Source organism: Pseudoalteromonas sp. D15MCD-2 (assembly GCF_038562745.1).
Taxonomy (GTDB): Bacteria; Pseudomonadota; Gammaproteobacteria; order Enterobacterales; family Alteromonadaceae; genus Pseudoalteromonas.
Map to the genome: position 1 here is coordinate 1,368,028 of NZ_JBCFQE010000001.1, position 18,491 is coordinate 1,386,518.

At 41.9% G+C, this 18,491-nt stretch carries 14 protein-coding genes and 7 tRNA genes; 16 read left to right on the forward strand and 5 right to left on the reverse strand.

Annotation, left to right across the window (positions count from 1 at the left end; translation table 11 throughout):
* Positions 1-7 precede the first annotated feature (7 nt).
* From dnaQ to AADY36_RS06175, 10 genes are all read left to right on the forward strand, one after another.
* Complete coding sequence (dnaQ, locus tag AADY36_RS06130; RefSeq protein WP_054561795.1) at positions 8-718, forward strand: DNA polymerase III subunit epsilon; 711 nt, start codon at positions 8-10, stop codon at positions 716-718.
* Positions 719-727: 9 nt separating this feature from the next.
* Positions 728-2,101 (forward strand): TIGR03503 family protein, encoded by a 1,374-nt coding sequence (locus tag AADY36_RS06135; protein WP_342408667.1) that lies wholly within the window; start codon positions 728-730, stop codon positions 2,099-2,101.
* Positions 2,102-2,199: 98 nt separating this feature from the next.
* Positions 2,200-2,276 (forward strand) — tRNA-Asp (locus AADY36_RS06140).
* A gap of 27 nt (positions 2,277-2,303) precedes the next feature.
* A tRNA-Asp gene (locus tag AADY36_RS06145) sits at positions 2,304-2,380 on the forward strand.
* Between the two features lie 41 nt (positions 2,381-2,421).
* Positions 2,422-2,498 (forward strand) — tRNA-Asp (locus tag AADY36_RS06150).
* A 30-nt stretch (positions 2,499-2,528) separates the two neighbouring features.
* A tRNA-Asp gene (locus tag AADY36_RS06155) sits at positions 2,529-2,605 on the forward strand.
* Between the two features lie 37 nt (positions 2,606-2,642).
* Positions 2,643-2,719: transfer RNA gene (locus AADY36_RS06160), tRNA-Asp, on the forward strand.
* 31 nt (positions 2,720-2,750) lie between these two features.
* Positions 2,751-2,827, forward strand: a tRNA-Asp gene (locus AADY36_RS06165).
* A gap of 50 nt (positions 2,828-2,877) precedes the next feature.
* Positions 2,878-2,954: transfer RNA gene (locus AADY36_RS06170), tRNA-Asp, on the forward strand.
* Positions 2,955-3,289: 335 nt separating this feature from the next.
* Positions 3,290-4,012: a helix-turn-helix domain-containing protein gene (locus tag AADY36_RS06175; protein ID WP_055021511.1), complete on the forward strand. Its 723-nt coding sequence runs from the start codon at positions 3,290-3,292 to the stop codon at positions 4,010-4,012.
* Positions 4,013-4,035: 23 nt separating this feature from the next.
* On the opposite strand, the gene AADY36_RS06180 is transcribed toward AADY36_RS06175, so the two are convergent.
* Positions 4,036-4,500 carry a sel1 repeat family protein gene (locus tag AADY36_RS06180; protein WP_054551621.1) on the reverse strand — a complete coding sequence of 155 codons (465 nt, stop codon included), beginning with the start codon at positions 4,498-4,500 and terminating at the stop codon, positions 4,036-4,038.
* Positions 4,501-4,621: 121 nt separating this feature from the next.
* Here AADY36_RS06180 and AADY36_RS06185 point away from each other — a divergent pair, with 121 nt between their 5' ends.
* Positions 4,622-5,914, forward strand: coding sequence for an NCS2 family permease (locus AADY36_RS06185; RefSeq protein ID WP_054551620.1), 1,293 nt, complete (start codon positions 4,622-4,624; stop codon positions 5,912-5,914).
* 26 nt (positions 5,915-5,940) lie between these two features.
* Here the strand turns inward: AADY36_RS06185 and AADY36_RS06190 are convergent, their stop codons facing one another.
* Positions 5,941-6,699, reverse strand: a complete 759-nt coding sequence (locus AADY36_RS06190) for a hypothetical protein (protein ID WP_054561792.1) — start codon at positions 6,697-6,699, stop codon at positions 5,941-5,943.
* 297 nt (positions 6,700-6,996) lie between these two features.
* On the opposite strand from AADY36_RS06190, the gene cysB reads away from it, so the two are divergent.
* On the forward strand, positions 6,997-7,974 hold the full coding sequence (gene cysB / locus AADY36_RS06195) for an HTH-type transcriptional regulator CysB (RefSeq protein ID WP_054551618.1): 978 nt from the start codon (positions 6,997-6,999) through the stop codon (positions 7,972-7,974).
* Between the two features lie 53 nt (positions 7,975-8,027).
* Here cysB and AADY36_RS06200 read toward each other — a convergent pair whose 3' ends face one another.
* The 3 genes from AADY36_RS06200 to pabB all read right to left on the reverse strand — a co-directional run bounded on the left by AADY36_RS06200 (position 8,028) and on the right by pabB (position 11,445).
* Entirely contained in the window at positions 8,028-9,404 is a 1,377-nt protein-coding gene (locus AADY36_RS06200; RefSeq protein WP_054551617.1) for an L-serine ammonia-lyase, read from the reverse strand.
* A gap of 101 nt (positions 9,405-9,505) precedes the next feature.
* Positions 9,506-10,084 (reverse strand): NUDIX hydrolase, encoded by a 579-nt coding sequence (locus AADY36_RS06205; RefSeq protein ID WP_342408668.1) that lies wholly within the window; start codon positions 10,082-10,084, stop codon positions 9,506-9,508.
* 17 nt (positions 10,085-10,101) lie between these two features.
* Positions 10,102-11,445, reverse strand: coding sequence for an aminodeoxychorismate synthase component I (gene pabB, locus AADY36_RS06210; protein WP_342408669.1), 1,344 nt, complete (start codon positions 11,443-11,445; stop codon positions 10,102-10,104).
* 181 nt (positions 11,446-11,626) lie between these two features.
* Here pabB and AADY36_RS06215 point away from each other — a divergent pair, with 181 nt between their 5' ends.
* The 4 genes from AADY36_RS06215 (at position 11,627) to AADY36_RS06230 (ending at position 18,423) form a co-directional block, all read left to right on the forward strand.
* On the forward strand, positions 11,627-13,153 hold the full coding sequence (locus AADY36_RS06215; protein WP_054551614.1) for a fumarate hydratase: 1,527 nt from the start codon (positions 11,627-11,629) through the stop codon (positions 13,151-13,153).
* A 401-nt stretch (positions 13,154-13,554) separates the two neighbouring features.
* Positions 13,555-14,595: a Leu/Phe/Val dehydrogenase gene (locus AADY36_RS06220; protein WP_054561789.1), complete on the forward strand. Its 1,041-nt coding sequence runs from the start codon at positions 13,555-13,557 to the stop codon at positions 14,593-14,595.
* A gap of 133 nt (positions 14,596-14,728) precedes the next feature.
* Entirely contained in the window at positions 14,729-15,385 is a 657-nt protein-coding gene (locus AADY36_RS06225) for a CatA-like O-acetyltransferase (RefSeq protein WP_054561788.1), read from the forward strand.
* A 164-nt stretch (positions 15,386-15,549) separates the two neighbouring features.
* On the forward strand, positions 15,550-18,423 hold the full coding sequence (locus AADY36_RS06230; protein ID WP_342408670.1) for a two-component regulator propeller domain-containing protein: 2,874 nt from the start codon (positions 15,550-15,552) through the stop codon (positions 18,421-18,423).
* The last annotated feature ends 68 nt before the right edge of the window (positions 18,424-18,491 follow it).

Consider the following 18,491-nt stretch of genomic DNA (forward strand, 5'->3'; position numbering starts at 1 on the left):
AGACGATATGGCACATAGACAAATAGTTTTAGATACAGAAACCACGGGTATTGACCCAAAGCAAGGCCACCGCATTATTGAAATCGGTTGTGTTGAACTTGTAAATCGCCGTCTTACTGGCAACAACTTTCATGTGTATATCAATCCACAACGTGAAATAGAAGAAGAAGCAATAGACGTTCACGGTATCACCAATGAATTTTTGCGTGATAAACCCCTGTACCACCAAATTGCCCATGAGTTTTTAGAGTATATTCGTGGCGCTGAGCTTGTTATTCATAACGCAGCGTTCGATATCGGCCACATGGATAATGAGTTTGCATTGTTAAATCAAGGTTTTCCGAATACGGCCGATGTATGTACTGTACTTGATACTTTAAAAATGGCGCGTGACTTGCACCCAGGTCAAAAGAATAACCTTGATGCACTTTGCCGTCGTTACGATATTGATAACTCAAAGCGTACGTTACACGGCGCTTTACTGGATTCTGAGATCTTAGCCGATGTTTACTTGTCGATGACGGGTGGGCAAGTAAAGCTGAATCTTAATCAAAATAAAGATGAAGGCTCAACTCAACAAGCTGGTGGTATTCGCCGACTAAGTGCTGATAGAGCACCGCTTGTGGTATTAAGAGCAACAGAACAAGAGCACGCCGCTCACGAAGAGCGTTTAGACTTGGTTGCAAAGGGTGGCCAATGCCTATGGCGTGCAGAATAAGGTAATAAAATGAGAAAACAACTACTAGCAGGATTAGTGTGTTTAATTCCCTTAGCGGGATTTGCCAACGAGCAAGATAAAATAACCCCATTAGAACGTGATGGGGTGCAAAATGAAATTCCCCTGCTAGAGAACCGTTTTCGTATTGACCATAAAGTCGATAAAGTAACCTTACTCTTCTTTCGTAAACGCGGTGCTCCTGCCGTTGTGTTAGTACGCCCTGACGGCACTAAGTATTACGCTACTGATTCTGTAAACAATGATGACCTCGACTGGCATGATGAACTGAGCTACGACCTGATCACCATTAGCAACCCCATGCCTGGTCCTTGGCAAGTGGTCGGTAGTATCTTGCCAGATAGCCGTATTATGGTGCTGGGTGAAATAGAGCTTAATGTTGATCCACTCCCGCCCATGCTGTTTCGTGGCGAAACAGTAAAGCTGACTGGCCGCGTATTAAATGATGGTGAACCAATAGAAGTTGGTCAGTTTCGCGATGTGATAAGTTTGCACGTTGATTTTGTCAGCACTAATAATAGTGATTACGCAAACTTTGGTGCGGGCACGCAAAGTGTTACCGATTTTAGAGATGATGGCCGTGGCTTTGATGAGCGTCCGCTTGATGGTGTGTTTACCGGTGAGTTTAAACTGGTCTTTCCGGCAGGAGAGTGGCAACCAGAACTATATATAGAAACGCCTATATTAAAGCGTACTGTAGTACAAAAGCCAATTGTGGTGCATGAGCCGCCTTTTGATTATGAAGTAGCACTTGCTGAGCAAGATGAAGATGACCACATTTTAACAATCTCGCTAAATCCTGAAATCGTTAAACCAGAAACTGTACTTATTCAAGGAAAAATATATTACCCCAATAATGAAGAGCAAATGTTCTCTTTAGATGCTGATAAATCGCAAACACGAGAGCTTGCAATTAAAAATTATGATTGGGGACGATACAGTGTTGAGCTCTCTGTATTTGGTAGCAACATAAATGACCGTGAATTTATGGCGACGTTACCTACTTATAAATTTGAAATTGAGCGACCAATTGAAGCTGTACCAGAAATTGTTCGCCCTGAAATCGATTTAGAAGCGCAAGCAGAGCAACAACGAATTCTTGAAGAAGAACAAAAAGCGTCCACCATGCTCATGGTGACCTTAATTGTTGTTGGAAATTTAACCGTCCTTTTATTAGGTTGGCTGGCAATTAGAATTTTTGTTCAGAAGAAACCGCTGAAATTTAAAATTTCTTTACCGTTTTTAAAGAAAAAAAATCAAACCGAAAATGATGAGCAAACAACGAATGAAAATGAAGTTGGCAAAAATGGCTCAAAAAATGACAAATCAGGTGAAATTTTAAACCTTTCGATGTCAGATGACTAAAAAACCTGTAAAAATACAAAAAACCCCTTGACGAACCAGAGGGTGATTCGTATTATTCACGCCGCTGTCAGGGGAGACTCAGTCAGCAACGAAAATGTGGAGTGGTAGTTCAGTTGGTTAGAATACCGGCCTGTCACGCCGGGGGTCGCGGGTTCGAGTCCCGTCCACTCCGCCAATTTTCGACAATTTGTAAGTATGCGCTGGAGTGGTAGTTCAGTTGGTTAGAATACCGGCCTGTCACGCCGGGGGTCGCGGGTTCGAGTCCCGTCCACTCCGCCAATTACTTACACAACTTATGGTTGTAAAACATTTTCCTTTGCGGAGTGGTAGTTCAGTTGGTTAGAATACCGGCCTGTCACGCCGGGGGTCGCGGGTTCGAGTCCCGTCCACTCCGCCAATAGGAAAAATAAATAGCATTAGATACTGCGGAGTGGTAGTTCAGTTGGTTAGAATACCGGCCTGTCACGCCGGGGGTCGCGGGTTCGAGTCCCGTCCACTCCGCCACTATTTAAACGCTATTTTATTACAAAATTTGTATCGCGGAGTGGTAGTTCAGTTGGTTAGAATACCGGCCTGTCACGCCGGGGGTCGCGGGTTCGAGTCCCGTCCACTCCGCCAACAAATTAAGTAATAACAATGATATCTCTGCGGAGTGGTAGTTCAGTTGGTTAGAATACCGGCCTGTCACGCCGGGGGTCGCGGGTTCGAGTCCCGTCCACTCCGCCATTTGATATCATAAACAAATTAAGTGCATTACCCCATGCACATACCACTGCGGAGTGGTAGTTCAGTTGGTTAGAATACCGGCCTGTCACGCCGGGGGTCGCGGGTTCGAGTCCCGTCCACTCCGCCATTTGTTTTCCTCAAACAAATGATTAGATAAGTCTTTACATTAAAACGTACTTTTCTCTTATACTGTCAACGTATCTCGTATCTCGTATCTCGTATCTCGTATCTCGTATCTCGTATCTCGTATCTCGTATCTCGTATCTCGTATCTCGTATCTCGTATCTCGTATCTCGTATCTCGTATCTCGTATCTTGTATCTTGTATCTTGTATCTTGTATCTCGTATCTCGTATCTTTCATCCTATCTTGCTAATATTCTTCATTATTCCTATTTATTCAGCTTTTTATATCTGCATGAATAGCAAAGAATGGCGGCTCCACAACAAAAAGGAAATGCGTTATGAGTACATTCGGAACACAACTAAAACACTATCGCAGTGAGCTAAAACTAAGCCAACCAGAATTTGCAGAGCAAGTTGGAATAGAACAAAGTTACCTTTCAAAGCTTGAGAACGATAAATCAGTGCCTTCGAATGACACATTTCGTTCAATATTAACGGCGCTCAATCTAACAATTTGCGACTTTATGGAGCCATTAAAACATTCTGTAGATAAAGCTCGGTTGATTAATGTGCCTGACATTGAAGCTTGGTATAAGCAACAAAGTAATAAGCAATTCATTAAACAGCGTTCACTCGTCTATATTGCCATACTGTTAAGTGCGCTAGGCTGTGCCATGTTTTATTTAGGGCATCAAGAAAAGCTATTCAATACAAAGTTCTATGAGTACAAATCATATGGTGTAGTGAAAGATAATGAACCAGATGGTATTTTTCATGATTGGCGTACGCTACTCGTAGAACAAAGCAGCGAGAAAATAGATGCAAAACGTCGAGAAATGATCAGCAGGCATGATTTTAAGTTTATTATCTCAGCGGACTATAAAGGTATTTCGTTTGTAGAATCTGGCGAGCAAGGCAGGCGTTTATATAGCCTTACTTCAAAAACACCTATTATCAAGCCCCATAAAGGCCATGTGTGGCTTGAGTTTATAGGTATCTTATTGTTTGTAGTTGGTGCAGGTCTCATAACATTTGAGAGTAAACTGACAAGACAGCATTAATGAGTTGTAGAACCTGACGCGTGTTAGCTTGCGTCAGGATCTCGAGGAATTAAATGTGCAAATTGCTGCTGGTGGATTTGTTCATATAGGGTAGCTGCATAGCTTTGCGCATCATGTAATCTGCGCGTACTGATGTGTTTTCTAAGATCATCAAGTGCAGCCGTTGCAGGTTCATAACCTTGGCTACTTGCCAGACTTAACCACACCGCGCCATGAAAAACACTGTGCGGTACACCTTGTCCTTTGATGAAAAACAGCCCCATATAAAATTGCGCCCTATGGTTACCTGCCATAGCTGCTAAGCGCATCCATTTGGCAGCAAGGGGAGGCTGTTCATTTTTTAAATAATACAAAGCTTTGTTTAGTACGTTTTCAACAGATTGAGTACTTTTATTTGGCGCCGACCCTTTATCGGGTTGGGTAATAAAGGCAAGTACATTATCAAGCTGTTGCTCTAAATCTAAGCCTACTGGCGAATTATCAGACATAGTTTAGTTATTTTCTTGAAATAAAAGACCTTATTAGTTTAGAACATTGCAAGGTAAAATGTCCTCTTATTGAGATAAAATATGATAAAATTAGCCAATTAATCTCAACTTAAAGTTCAACATGTTCGAAAGACTTTTCAAAATCACTGAAAATAACACTTCTGTGCGCCGCGAGACTATTGCTGGCATCACAACATTCATTACCATGGTTTACATTGTATTTGTTAACCCTGCCATGCTTGCAGAAGCGGGAATGGATCAAGGTGCGGCATTCGTAGCAACCTGTATTGCTGCTGCAATTGGCTGTTTTATCATGGGTTTATGGGCAAACTACCCATTAGCACTGGCTCCGGGTATGGGCTTAAACGCCTTCTTCACTTATGGTGTTGTTTTGGGCATGGGCTACACTTGGCAAGCTGCATTAGGTGCAGTTTTTATGTCTGGCTGTATCTTCTTATTCTTAAGCCTATTTAAGGTGAGAGAGTGGATCATTGATGCTATTCCTCTGGTGTTAAAACGTGCCATTGCCACAGGTATCGGTGCTTTCTTAGCCCTTATTGCACTGAAAAACGCCGGTATTATCGTAGCAAGCCCTGCAACCTTAGTGCAGTTAGGCGATATCACAGCCCCAGGCCCACTACTTGCGATTTTTAGCTTCTTTGTTATTGCAGCACTGTTATACCGCGATATGAAAAGCGGCGTACTTATCAGTATTTTATTAGTAACCGCAATTGCGCTTGGTTTAGACCTTGTGGAGTATCAAGGAATTATTTCAATGCCGCCTTCAATTGCACCAACCTTTATGCAATTGGATTTTGCAGCAGCATTCGAAATCTCAATGCTAACAGTGGTTTTTGCGTTCTTATTTGTTGATTTGTTTGATACTTCAGGCACTTTAGTTGCTGTAACGCAAAAAGCAGGTATTGCTGATGAACAAGGTAAAATGCCTCGTTTAGGTCGCGCACTAAGTGCCGACAGTACAGCTACTATTGCAGGCTCAATGCTTGGTACGTCAACAACAACGTCTTACATTGAATCAGTAGCAGGTGTGTCTGTGGGCGGCCGTACAGGTCTTACCGCTGTGGTTGTAGGTATTTGTTTCTTGTTAATGATGTTCTTTGCGCCACTTGCTGGCATGATCCCAGCTTATGCAACGGCAGGTGCAATTTTATATGTTGCTGTGTTAATGATGCAAAACTTAAAGCTGGTAAATTGGGATGATATGACAGATGCCATTCCAGTGAGTGTGGTATTATTGATGACGCCGTTAACTTTCTCGATTGCGCACGGTATCGCCCTTGGTTTTATCTCGTATACTGCCGTGAAGTTGGTATGTGGTAAAAAAGATGAAATCAGTATTAGTGTGTGGGTATTAACAGCGCTGTTTATTGTTAAGTTTGCGTTTTTATCTTAATTTGCACAAAGCAAAGAAAAAGTGGTTTACCACTTTTTCTTTGGTGCGAATAATACGTCTAAATCGTCCTGCTCTTGTTCTGCTTTCTTCTTTAGTGACGTTGCATTTGATGCTTTCAACTCAGAGCTAATCGTTTCTAAATAGCCTTCAACTTCTTGTCTTTTCGAGTTTACATATTCATCGCTATAGCTAACTGAGGTCAGTGTTGCTAGTGCTTTTTCAAAATACTGTCTGGCAGAGCCCACCATATTTGCTGAGCGAGCTGAAATCCCGCGCTTAATTTGGCTTTCTACATTGATTCTTAACTGCAATTTTTCAAGGCGTTTATCTTCAGCAACAAATACTTGGCTATCTACCTTGCCTTTACCATGCTCTGAGCGAAGTACTGCTCGTAATTTCTTTATACCTTGAATTAGAGCTATTAATTGTTTGTCGTTATCTGGTAGTGCTAATGCATCGCTATTACTTGCTTCGATAGGAGAGGCTAGGCGTTCTTTAGATTCTTTTAGTCTGTTTTTTAATTCTTTTGAGCTTGGAGAAAGCTCGACCATTGAAACAAGTGCATCATAAATACGGCGTTGAATAATACGCAGAATATTTTCAGACATGGGGATATTGGCACTGTTAAGCAGTACATCTTCTGCCTCTTCAATGATTTTTTTTTGTTTTGTAAGCTCTTTACGGCGCTCTGCTTCTTGTTTTTCTTTATGTTGCTGCACAGCGCTGACCCATAAAGCGATCACGATTAATGCAACAATGAGCATGATGATGATAGAAACAATCATTACTAAATCTCAGTTTTAACTATCTAATTTTTTTATCTTACCTTAAAAAGATTAGATCTGAACAGTTTTGCGGTAGTTATCTCGAATAAACTTATTACGATTACTACTTTATAACGAGTATAGCGCTAAACTAGCACCTTTATTGAATATTTTGCGAGTAAACACGGCTACCGAGCAGTAATTTAATGTGTTAGCCTTAGAAACAATCGATATAAATGTATAGCGCGATGAAATATCGCTTGGCATTGCGCTTTGCAGCCTTTATAAATAAACAATAACAACGTTTACAATGCAGCCATGAAACTACAACAACTCAGATATATAGTCGAAGTCCAAAATCATAAACTGAATGTCTCTGCGACAGCCGAAAGTTTATTTACCTCGCAACCGGGGATCTCGAAACAAGTTCGTATGCTTGAAGACGAACTGGGTGTACAGATCTTTGGCCGTAGTGGCAAACACCTTACCCATGTAACCAGTGCCGGTAACGAAATTATTAATATTTCACGAGAAATACTGTCGAAAGTTGAAGGTATTAAAGCGGTTGCCAATGAGCATACCTTGCCTGATCAAGGTAAACTTAACATTGCGACCACTCATACTCAGGCTCGTTACGCATTACCGAATGTTATTCAAGGCTTTATGAAAAAGTACCCAGCAGTGTCTTTACACATGCATCAGGGTACGCCACAGCAAATTTCCGATGCGGCAGCACGCGGTGATGCTGATTTTGCCATTGCGACTGAGGCGCTGCATTTATATTCTGATTTAGTTATGTTGCCGTGCTATCACTGGAATCGCAGTATTGTTGTGGCAAAAACACACCCGCTTGCGCAAAAGGCTGATAATTTAACGGTTGCCGATGTGGCTAAATACCCACTTATTACTTATGTGTTTGGTTTTACTGGTCGTTCTGAGTTAGATAAGGCCTTCAATGCACATGGTCTTGAGCCGCATATTGTTTTTACTGCAACAGATGCTGATGTAATTAAAACCTATGTTCGTTTAGGCCTAGGTGTAGGTGTTGTGGCGTCTATGGCGATTGATCAAATAACAGATACTGATTTAGTGTGTATTGATGCAAGCCACTTATTTGAAGCTAGCACCACTAAAATTGGTTTTAGAAAGGGCAGCTTTTTACGCAGTTACATGTATGATTTTATTGAGCGTTTTGCACCGCACTTAACGAAAGAACTGGTTGAGCGAGCAAGCTTATTACGTAACCAAGAAGATGTTGATAAGCTCTTCGAAAACATTGAGTTACCAGTAAAATAGAGATAAAAAAGCCGCTTTAAAGCGGCTTTTTTATGCTGAAAGCGTGCTGTAAATTAACACTCGATGATATTAACTGCTAAGCCACCGCGAGCGGTTTCTTTGTATTTCGTTTTCATATCATTACCTGTGTCGAGCATGGTTTTAATTACCTTATCAAGGGTCACTTTTTGCTCGCCAGAACCACGCATTGCAAGGCGTGACGCATTAATTGCTTTAATTGAGCCCATCGCATTACGTTCAATACACGGTACTTGTACAAGGCCGCCAACCGGGTCACAGGTTAGGCCTAGGTTGTGCTCCATGCCGATTTCAGCGGCGTTTTCAACCTGTACTACATTGCCACCCATGATTTCAGTAAGTGCACCTGCTGCCATTGAGCAAGCAACGCCCACTTCACCTTGGCAACCTACTTCAGCACCCGAAATTGACGCGTTCTTTTTATATAAAATACCAATTGCTGCCGCCGTTAATAAGTAACGTGTTGCGATATCACGGTCTACTTCTTTAATGAAAGTGTGATAATACATTAATACCGCTGGCAAAATACCTGCAGCACCATTGGTTGGTGCGGTAACAACACGGCCGCCGGCAGCATTTTCTTCGTTTACTGCAAGGGCAAATAAATCAACCCAATCCATAGCACGTAATGGGTCGTTGTTTACCTCAATATTTAACTTAAGGTGTAAACTAGGGGCACGACGTTTTACTTTTAAACCACCTGGTAAGATACCTTCTGTACGCATACCACGCTCAATACAGGCTTTCATTACTTGCCAAATATTAAACAGCTCATCTTTGATGTCTTTTTCGCTGCGCAGGGTTTTTTCGTTGTGCATCATAAGCGTTGATACACTAAAACCTGACTCACGGCACAGTTCTAACAGCTCTTTTGCCGTGTTAAACGGATAAGGCGCTGGGTTTTCTTCGCGGATTTCGAGTGCTTTTTGTTTTTCGTTCTCGAACTCTTCATCACTGACGATAAAGCCGCCACCGATTGAGTAATACACTTTACTGAATAACTTTTCGCCATTTTGGCTGGCAATGATTTCCATTGCATTTGAATGTTTTGGTAATGTTTTACGACGATGAAATACAATCGCACCTTGTTTAGGGAAATTGGCTTTATGGCTTTGATTTAAATAAATAACCTGCTCTTTTTCGATTTTTGCGAGGATATCGTCGACTAAATCAGCATCAATGGTTTCTGGATCATAACCGGCAAGGCCTAAGATCACAGCTTTACCAGAGCCGTGACCAATACCTGTTTGGCCGAGTGAGCCAAATAGCTCAACTTTAATATCGGTGACGTTTGCAAGTAAGTTTTTTTCTTCTAGTTCGTTTACAAATAAACGCGAAGCGCGCATTGGGCCAACAGTGTGAGATGACGATGGGCCAATACCAATACTAAACATATCGAATGCACTGATCATAATTTGCTACTCATTTTTCTATTAACGGCATACTACCTGCCTTTGAACGGTGCCACATGATAACGTTTAAACGTGCCTGTGTAACCCTAAAAGCAGGATAATTAAACTGGTAGGGCGAGCTGTTTTATAAAGTTATTAATTATGCTCGCTGTTGCTCCCCAAAGCAGTCCATGGGGGGTCATCAAACCTTGCAAAGTAATGGTTTTACCATTTCGCACAAAGGGAAGGGGTTGCCAATTTTGTTGATTACTTAAATAAGATAAGGGCAGTAAAAAGCTGGCAGCAACTTCGTTGGGATCAGCTTGCCACGTTGTGCCTTCACTAAGCACACACACAAAAGGCTCAATAGTGAAACCGGTTAGGGTCGCGTACTGATGTAATTTACCGTGGACACTCACTTGGTGTGTCGCAATGTTAAGCTCTTCATTAAGCTCTCGAAGAGCGGTGTGCATTAACGTGTCATCTTGTTCTTCATACTTGCCACCCGGTAAGCAAATCTCCCCCGGGTGATGAAGTAAATAACTAGGTCGCTTGCACAGCAACAAATGCGCTTCGTCGTTAACATCAAGCAGAGGTAACATTACGGCACTGGCACGCTTTTCGGCATTAAAGCGAATGGTTGCTGGGCGCTCTGTGGTTTGACTTAAACTAAAACGGGCAATTATTTGCTGGCTATTCAAGGTAGTTACTTCAACTTTTACTTTAATAAAGGCAGTATTTTATTTACTTTATCGTAAGTTTCTTGGTACTCCAAGTCGACCTTTGAATCAGCCACAATGCCACCGCCAGCCCAGCAATAGATTGCACCTTTGTGGCACACTAAAGTACGAATTGTGATACTGGTATCCATGTTGCCACAGGCACTTAAATAGCCAATTGAGCCGCAGTACACACTACGGCGATGCGGCTCGAGCTCTTCTATGATTTCCATAGCGCGAATTTTCGGCGCTCCGGTAATTGAACCACCTGGGAAAGCGGCATGAATTTGGTCAACGGCATCTTTGCCATCTGCTAACTCTGCGCGCACTGTACTTACTAAATGATGCACAGCCGGAAAGCTTTCAATTGCAAATAACAAGGGGACGGTGACACTACCTGGGCGAGCCACTTTGCCTAAATCGTTGCGCAGCAGATCAACAATCATGACATTTTCTGCGCGGTCTTTTTCTGATTGTTGTAAACGAGTTGCTTGCGCTTGGTCTTGTTCAGAGCCAGCCAATCGAGGGAGCGTTCCTTTAATTGGCTTGGTTTCTATTTGGCCCTGATTAATCGAAATAAAACGCTCTGGTGAAATAGATAAAATAGCGCCATCTGGGTGATTTATATAGCTTGAAAAAGGTGCTTTATTGGCTTCTCGAAGTTGTTTATATGCTTGCCATGTTGAACCTGAAAATTCAGCTTTAAAACGCTGTGCAAGGTTGATCTGGTAGCAGTCACCACTTTTTAAATAAGCTTGAATTTTCTCGAACTTTTCGCTGTAGCTGGCTTGACTCATGTTTGATTGCCAGTCGCTTTGTAGCGCGAACTCTGCACTTGCTGGTGTTTCGTTTAGGTGCTGCTGGTATAGCGCTAAGCGATTATGATTTGGCTGACAGACGTAAAACCAGCTTTGTTGTTGCTTATCATAAATAAGAGCATCTGGATAAAGGCCTACAGCCATTTGTGGCATGTTAATGTCGTTTTCGGCAGTACTTGGCATGCTTTCAATCACACGACCTAGGTCATAACCAAAATAGCCAAGCCACCCACCTGTAAAGGGTAGGTTATTAGGGTTAGCTGTGTGATTAAATTCCTGAAGACCTTCTTTCATCAAGCTAAAACAATCACTTGATTGTGTTTTGCCGTCGACAAAGCATGTATTTTCGCGCACTTCTAATTGCTTTAATGGTGCAATAGCAATGATATCGAAGCGGCTATTTACATGCTCGCTATTGGCTGAATCGAGCAACACAGCATGAGGCAAATGAGCAAAATGACTAAATAGCGCGATGCAATCACCACTTAAATTTAATTTAATGCACAAATTTTCATCGTTTATCATCTACATTGCCCTGAATAACTAGCCCGAAACGGGCGAGGAGGGTATCATAAGTTAAATTTGATTGGCAGCGTTATGATTTCCTTTATAGTGATGCCATGACTAACCCGTAGAGTAAATCTTCGTCACCGGTTTACTCAGGATCACGTACAGCGCTACGCGATAAAAACTTAAGGAACCCGTAATGAGTACAATTCGTCAGCAAGACTTCATTGATAGCATTGAAGATGCATTGCAATACATTTCTTTTTATCACCCTCTCGATTTCGTACAAGCCTTAGAAAAAGCTTACAACAAAGAGCAAAGCAAAGCGGCAAAAGATGCCATTGCGCAAATTTTAATTAACTCTCGTATGTCTGCTGAAGGTAAACGTCCACTGTGCCAAGATACAGGTATCATTACTTGTTTCGTAAAAGTAGGTATGGATGTTAAGTGGGATAAAACAGACATGACTGTTCAGCAAATGGTTGATGAAGGTACACGTCGCGCATACTTAAACCCAGATAACCCATTACGTGCATCAATTGTTGCAGACCCTGCTGGCACGCGTAAAAACACCAAAGACAATACTCCATCAGTTGTTCATATCGACTTAGTGCCAGGCGCTGAAGTAGAAGTAATGGTGGCAGCGAAGGGCGGCGGCTCAGAAAATAAAACGAAAATGGTTATGCTTAACCCATCTGATGATGTGGCTGCATGGGTTGAAAAAACATTACCAACAATGGGTGCGGGCTGGTGTCCACCTGGCATGCTAGGTATAGGTATTGGTGGTACTGCAGAAAAAGCTGCGGTACTTGCTAAAGAATCATTAATGGATCCGGTTGATATTCACGAGCTTATTGAGCGCGGCGCAGAAACAACTGAAGAAAAAATGCGTATCGATATCTTCGAACGTGCTAATAAATTAGGTATTGGTGCACAAGGCCTAGGTGGTTTAACAACCGTAGTTGATGTGAAAGTTAAAACGGCACCGACCCACGCAGCATCAAAACCAGTGGTTATGATCCCGAACTGTGCGGCAACTCGTCACGTTCACTTCACATTAGATGGTTCAGGCCCAGCTGATCTTAAAGCGCCTAAACTTGAAGATTGGCCAGAAGTTACATTTGAAGTAGGTGAAGGTACACGTCGTGTTGATTTAAACACACTGACTAAAGAAGACACGCAAGAATGGAAGATGGGTGAAACGGTTCTTCTGTCTGGTACTATCTTAACGGGTCGTGATGCCGCGCATAAACGTTTACAAGATATGATCCAATCAGGTGAAGGTTTACCTGAAGGCGTTGATTTTGATAACAAGTTTATCTACTACGTTGGCCCTGTAGATGCAGTGGGTGATGAAGCGGTAGGTCCTGCTGGCCCTACAACTGCGACTCGTATGGATAAATTCACTGATATGATGTTAGAAAAAACGGGCATCATTGGTATGATTGGTAAAGCAGAGCGTGGTCCTGCAACAGTTGAATCAATCAAAAACAATAAATCTATCTACTTAATGGCAGTAGGTGGTGCAGCTTACCTTGTATCTAAAGCAATCAAGAAAGCACGTGTTGTTGCGTTCGAAGATTTAGGTATGGAAGCAATCTACGAGTTTGAAGTAGAAGATATGCCAGTAACGGTTGCTGTTGATAGTGAAGGCGCCAATGCGCATACGCAAGGTCCTGCTATTTGGAAAGCAAAAATCGAAGAACTTGATGGCAAATTAAAGTAACCATCTTGCAACTCTCTTGAAAAAACGGCGCACCTGCGCCGTTTTTTTTCAGCTCTGACCAGTCTCAGCTATTTCTCTAACATCTCTTTAAAAGCCGATTTTAATTGGCTTTATCGGCACATTCTTCTTGTCACTTTTTCTTTACGCTATACTTTACCTTTACGTTCACGTAATAAAGTTTGTAATGTTAATATTTTGTTTTGAATTAACAATGCTTAATGCGTACATTGATTGGTATATTTTTTCCATAAAGTGTTAGTTTTTGAGTTGTTATTTCGGTCTGAGAACTTTGCTTAGTTTTATCATCTCATTTAGTGGCAAGGGAGCAAACGAAGTGATAAAGTCTCGACACTTTCAGCGCTCACACCCCTTAGGGTAAGAAAATTTCGGAGTATTTAACTGTGGCTGTATTTAATAAAGTCGACTTTGATAACCACGAGCAAGTGGTGTTTTGTTCAGATAAAGAATCAGGCCTAAAAGCTATTATCGCGGTTCACAATACCAAGTTAGGTCCAGCGGTTGGTGGTTGCAGAATGTGGAACTACACAACTGATGAAGATGCTGTTACTGATGCACTTCGTTTATCAAAAGGTATGACCTACAAAAATGCTGTGGCACGTTTACCATTTGGTGGCGGTAAGTCAGTGATCATCGGTAATGCTAAAGAAATTAAATCAGAGCAACTTTTCCGTGCATTTGGTCGCCAGTTAGAGCGTTTAAGCGGTAGCTACTATTCAGCTGAAGATGTAAACATCACTTGTGATGATGTGGCAATCATGAATAAAGAAACTAACTATGTATTAGGCCTTGAAGGTAAAAGTGGTAACCCTTCACCGTTCACAGCATATGGTACATTCTTAGGTATTAAAGCCGCTTTACAACATCAACGAGGTCATCAAGATCTTGCTGGTATCAAAGTAGCCGTGCAAGGTTTAGGTGCAGTAGCATATGGCCTTTGTAAACACCTACATGAAGCGGGCGCAACATTATTTGTAACAGATATCAACGAACAAGCTGTTGAGCGTGTTGTAAATGACTTCAATGCAACGGCTGTGGGTATTGATGAAATCTACGACTTAGATGTTGATGTGTATGCACCATGTGCACTTGGCGCAACGGTAAATGACACGACTATCCCGCGTTTAAAAGCAACAATTATTGCAGGTTGTGCGAATAACCAATTAGCAGAGTCTCGTCACGGTGAGATCATCCGCGAAAAAGGTATCTTATATGCACCAGATTACGTAATTAACGCAGGTGGTATCATCAACGTTTATTACGAAACGGCACCAGAAGGTTATAGTGCAGAAGCATCAACGAAACACGTTGAAGGCATTTTTGATACGCTAACAGAAATCTTTGCTCGCTCTGAAAAAGAGCAGAAGTCGACGCATTTAATTGCCGATGAACTCGCATTAGAAATCATCGAAAACGGCTTATAATTTAGTAAATCGATAAATTTACAGGTAAAAAGGTGCGCAAGTCGCACCTTTTTTGTCTCTGTTATTTATCGCATCAAGGTGACGAAGTCACGCAGGCTAGGTAAACTCGGCTTTTAAATCTCGAGGGCACCTAATGAAAACTCCATCTTGTGAAATCACACCTATCGATCTAGCTACTTGGCCTCGCAAACAGCATTTCGCTTTTTTCAAAGAATTTTCTCTGCCATATTTTAATGTATGTGTTTCACTCGACATGGCGGCTCTTTACAACAAGTGCAAAGCAGAACCGTATTCCTTCTTTCACAGCTATGTTTACCTAACACTTGAAGCATGTCATGACTATGCACCAATGCGCCAACGTATTATTGATTCGTTGCCGGTACAACTGTCATCGGTAAGAGGAAGTGTGGTCGAGCTTGCAGAAGATGAAACATTTCGCTTTAGTTATTTTGAAAAACAAGCGTCGATGGCAGACTTTTCAAAACACGCTATTGCTGTGGGTAAAACAAGTAAAGCAAAACCATTTTTCTCTGATGCATTTGCTGCAACAGAAGGGCAGCCTGACCTTATTCATATCTCAGTACTTCCATGGTTAAACTTTAGCGGCTTCTCGCATGCTGTAAGTGAGGGGCATGGTCTTGGTATTCCTAAGTTTGTGTTTGGTCAATATGATTCACAAACTGGCAAGATGCCGCTTTCAATCGATGTGCATCATGCTTTGATGGATGGCTTGCATGTGGCACGATTTGTGAAAATACTGCAAGAAAAAATTACGAATTTTTGTAATTGATTGTTGCTAAATGTCATTAAAGTGAGTAAAAATTGCAACTAATGTAGTATTATCTGAAGTTAGGGATGACTTTGGCTTCACAGAGCTACATCACTGAATAGAACGATAATAAATATCAGGGTTTTAGTTTTATGGTGCGGGTAGTTAGTTGTATTTTTCTTTTATTGAGTTTCAGCGTTTTTGCTGATTCTGCACGCCTCTCTTTAAGTGATTATTTTACAGAGACTTGGAGCACTCGCGCCGGCCTTCCTCACAATAGCATTAATGGCGTAACGCAAACCAAAGATGGTTACATTTGGATAGCGACTTGGGAAGGGCTTGCCCGTTTTAATGGTCGTGAGTTTAAACTTTTTACTCGAACAGAAATTCCTGGCTTACCTGATTCTGGCTTACGTAGCCTGATCCCGATGGAGAATGGTGATTTATATATCGTGGGTGCTCGTGGCGGTATTGCGCTTCGTTCACAAGGGGGGTGGCGAGCATTACCTAGTTCATCAGCCATGGTTAACCATGCACTCGTTACTGAACAAGGTGAGCTATGGCTGGCACTTGAAGGACAAGGCATTGTGTATCGAGCCTCTGAAACTGCCACTGAGCAAAAACTGCTTGATAAGCTAAGCGCCTATCGTCTTTTACAAGACAAAACAGGCGTGATTTGGGCTGCCACCAGTGATGGTCTTTATCAAATAAAGAATAAGCAAGTTAGTAAGGTCAGTGAAGACTCTGGGCTCCCTAATGCCTCTGTGTTTACCTTATTACTTACTCATTCGGGCACTTTAATTGTCGGCACTGAAAAAGGCGCATGGCAAAAGCAAAACGATAAGTTTGTTGCTATTAATCCTGTCCTTAACAACGAATCAATTGCCAGCTTACTCGAAGATGCGCAGGGCGATTTGTGGTTTGGTACCATCAATAAAGGGGTGTTCAGACTCAGTAGTTTAGGCCTTGAAAACTTAGCGGCAGATGATGGCTTACCCAACAACCGTATTTTATCTTTACTGCAAGACCGCGAAAAAAGTATTTGGGTTGGCACTAATGCCGGGTTATTCCGCTTGCGTGAAGCACCATTTACTAATTGGAGTGAAAGTCGTGGGCTTGCATCCGACTATGTACGTACCGTGTTATCGCATTCTGATGGCAGCTTATGGGTGGGTAGCAGTAATGGCTTAAACCGCATTGAAAATGGCAAGCTTACAACCCTTACTCAAGCCTATGAAAAAGACCCACTATCCGTTTTAAGTTTAACCGAGGATAAGCAAGGTGGTGTTTGGTTAGGTACTTACACTGCCGGTTTAATGAAAGTGGTTAATGGGCAAATTTACCCAGTAAAAAACCGCAATAATGGCCTGAACAGTAACGAAGTTCGTGCTGTGTTGTTCGATAAAGCAGATAACTTATGGATTGGCACCGCCGGTGGTTTAACCAAAATAGACCCTGCTGGGCAAACCGAATTATTCACCACCGAAGATGGCTTAATTGGTGATTTTATTATGGCCCTTGTTGAGGATGACCATGGCAGGTTATGGGTCGGCACGGGAGTGGGTGTGTCCATTTATGACCCAGCGACAAAGCAGTTTAAAACACTCGAGTTTCCAAAGCAGTTCAGCACTGAATATGCATTCGGCTTTTACTTAGATGGCGATAAAATGTGGCTTGCGACCGATAGAGGTCTCGTTCGTTACAATCTCAGTACAGATAAAATGAGTTTGTTTGGTCGAGACCAAGGTTTACCGGTCGATAAGCTATTCCAAGTCATAGAGCAAGGTGATTCATTGTGGCTGACCAGTAACCGCGGTGTTATTCAAGTGAACAAAGCTCAGCTAGTTGCACTTTTAGATAACCCTGAAAAAGTTCAACCAATGAGCGTTTCGATGCAGCTTTATGATGAAGGCGATGGCATGCTAAGCGCGCAAGCGAATGGCGGTTCAAACCCTGCTGCTGTACTTCATTCAGATGGTCAAGTATGGGTTGCAACAGCCAAAGGCGTCGCTATTGCGACACCAGAGCGCTTAAAAGAAGCCAGTAAACGACGATTATCGACGGTTATTGAAAGCTTTGAAGTCGATGGCAAACCCATGACTTTACCTGTTGGTAATGAGGTTTTGAGCTTACCTGCTGGTGTTTCTCGTGTTTCGTTTAACTACGCTGGGCTAAGTTTTATCATGCCTGGGCGGTTAAATTACCAAACTCAACTAAGTGGTTACAATCAACAATGGGTAGACAGGGGGCGCTTGGCCATTACCGAGTACACCAATTTACCACCAGGTAAATATACCTTTAAAGTGCGTGCAGGTTACCCAAATAGTGACTGGCAAAATAATGAGCAAGTTCTGCGTTTTAAAATTGCCCCTTATTTTTGGCAAAAAACCAGCTTTAAGTTATTTGTCTTAGTTGCTGTGCTTTTTGCTGCTTATGCCATTTATAAATACCGCTTATATCATTACAAGCGCATTGAAATTGAGTTAACGGAAAAAGTTGAACAGCAAATGCATGATTTGCAAACGCAAGCCGATGCCTTTGCTCATTTAGCGAATCATGACCAATTAACGCAATTACCGAATAGACGTGCTTTCGATATGTGGCTGTCTGAAAACTTTAGTCAGTTCCAACGTGATAATAAAACGCTCAGTATTGCCATTATGGATATTGATCACTTCAAACTGATTAATGACAATTTCTCGCACTTAATTGGTGATAAAGTGATTTGTGAAATTGCTCGTTTACTGCGTATGAATTTCCCTGATGAAGGCTATGCGGCGCGTTGGGGTGGCGAAGAATTTACCCTGTTGTTCCCATACAAAAATGCTGAAGAAGCCGCAAGATTGTGTGAAATTATCCGTTTAGAGATAGCGGGTTACGATTTCTCAGAATTAGCAGATAGTCTTTCTGTCACGGTAAGTTTTGGTGTAGCAGATAACGCGCAAGTTGCTGATTATGACCGCTTGCTATCACATGCCGATAACGCTTTATACAATGCGAAGAATAACGGTCGAAACCAAATTTTTATTTATAATCAAGGCTGTATTACGCTCGATTAATCAGCTTTTCAAATAAAAATGTGTGTAAACAATTGATCTTTTTTTGTTTGCACACATTAAAGTATCAA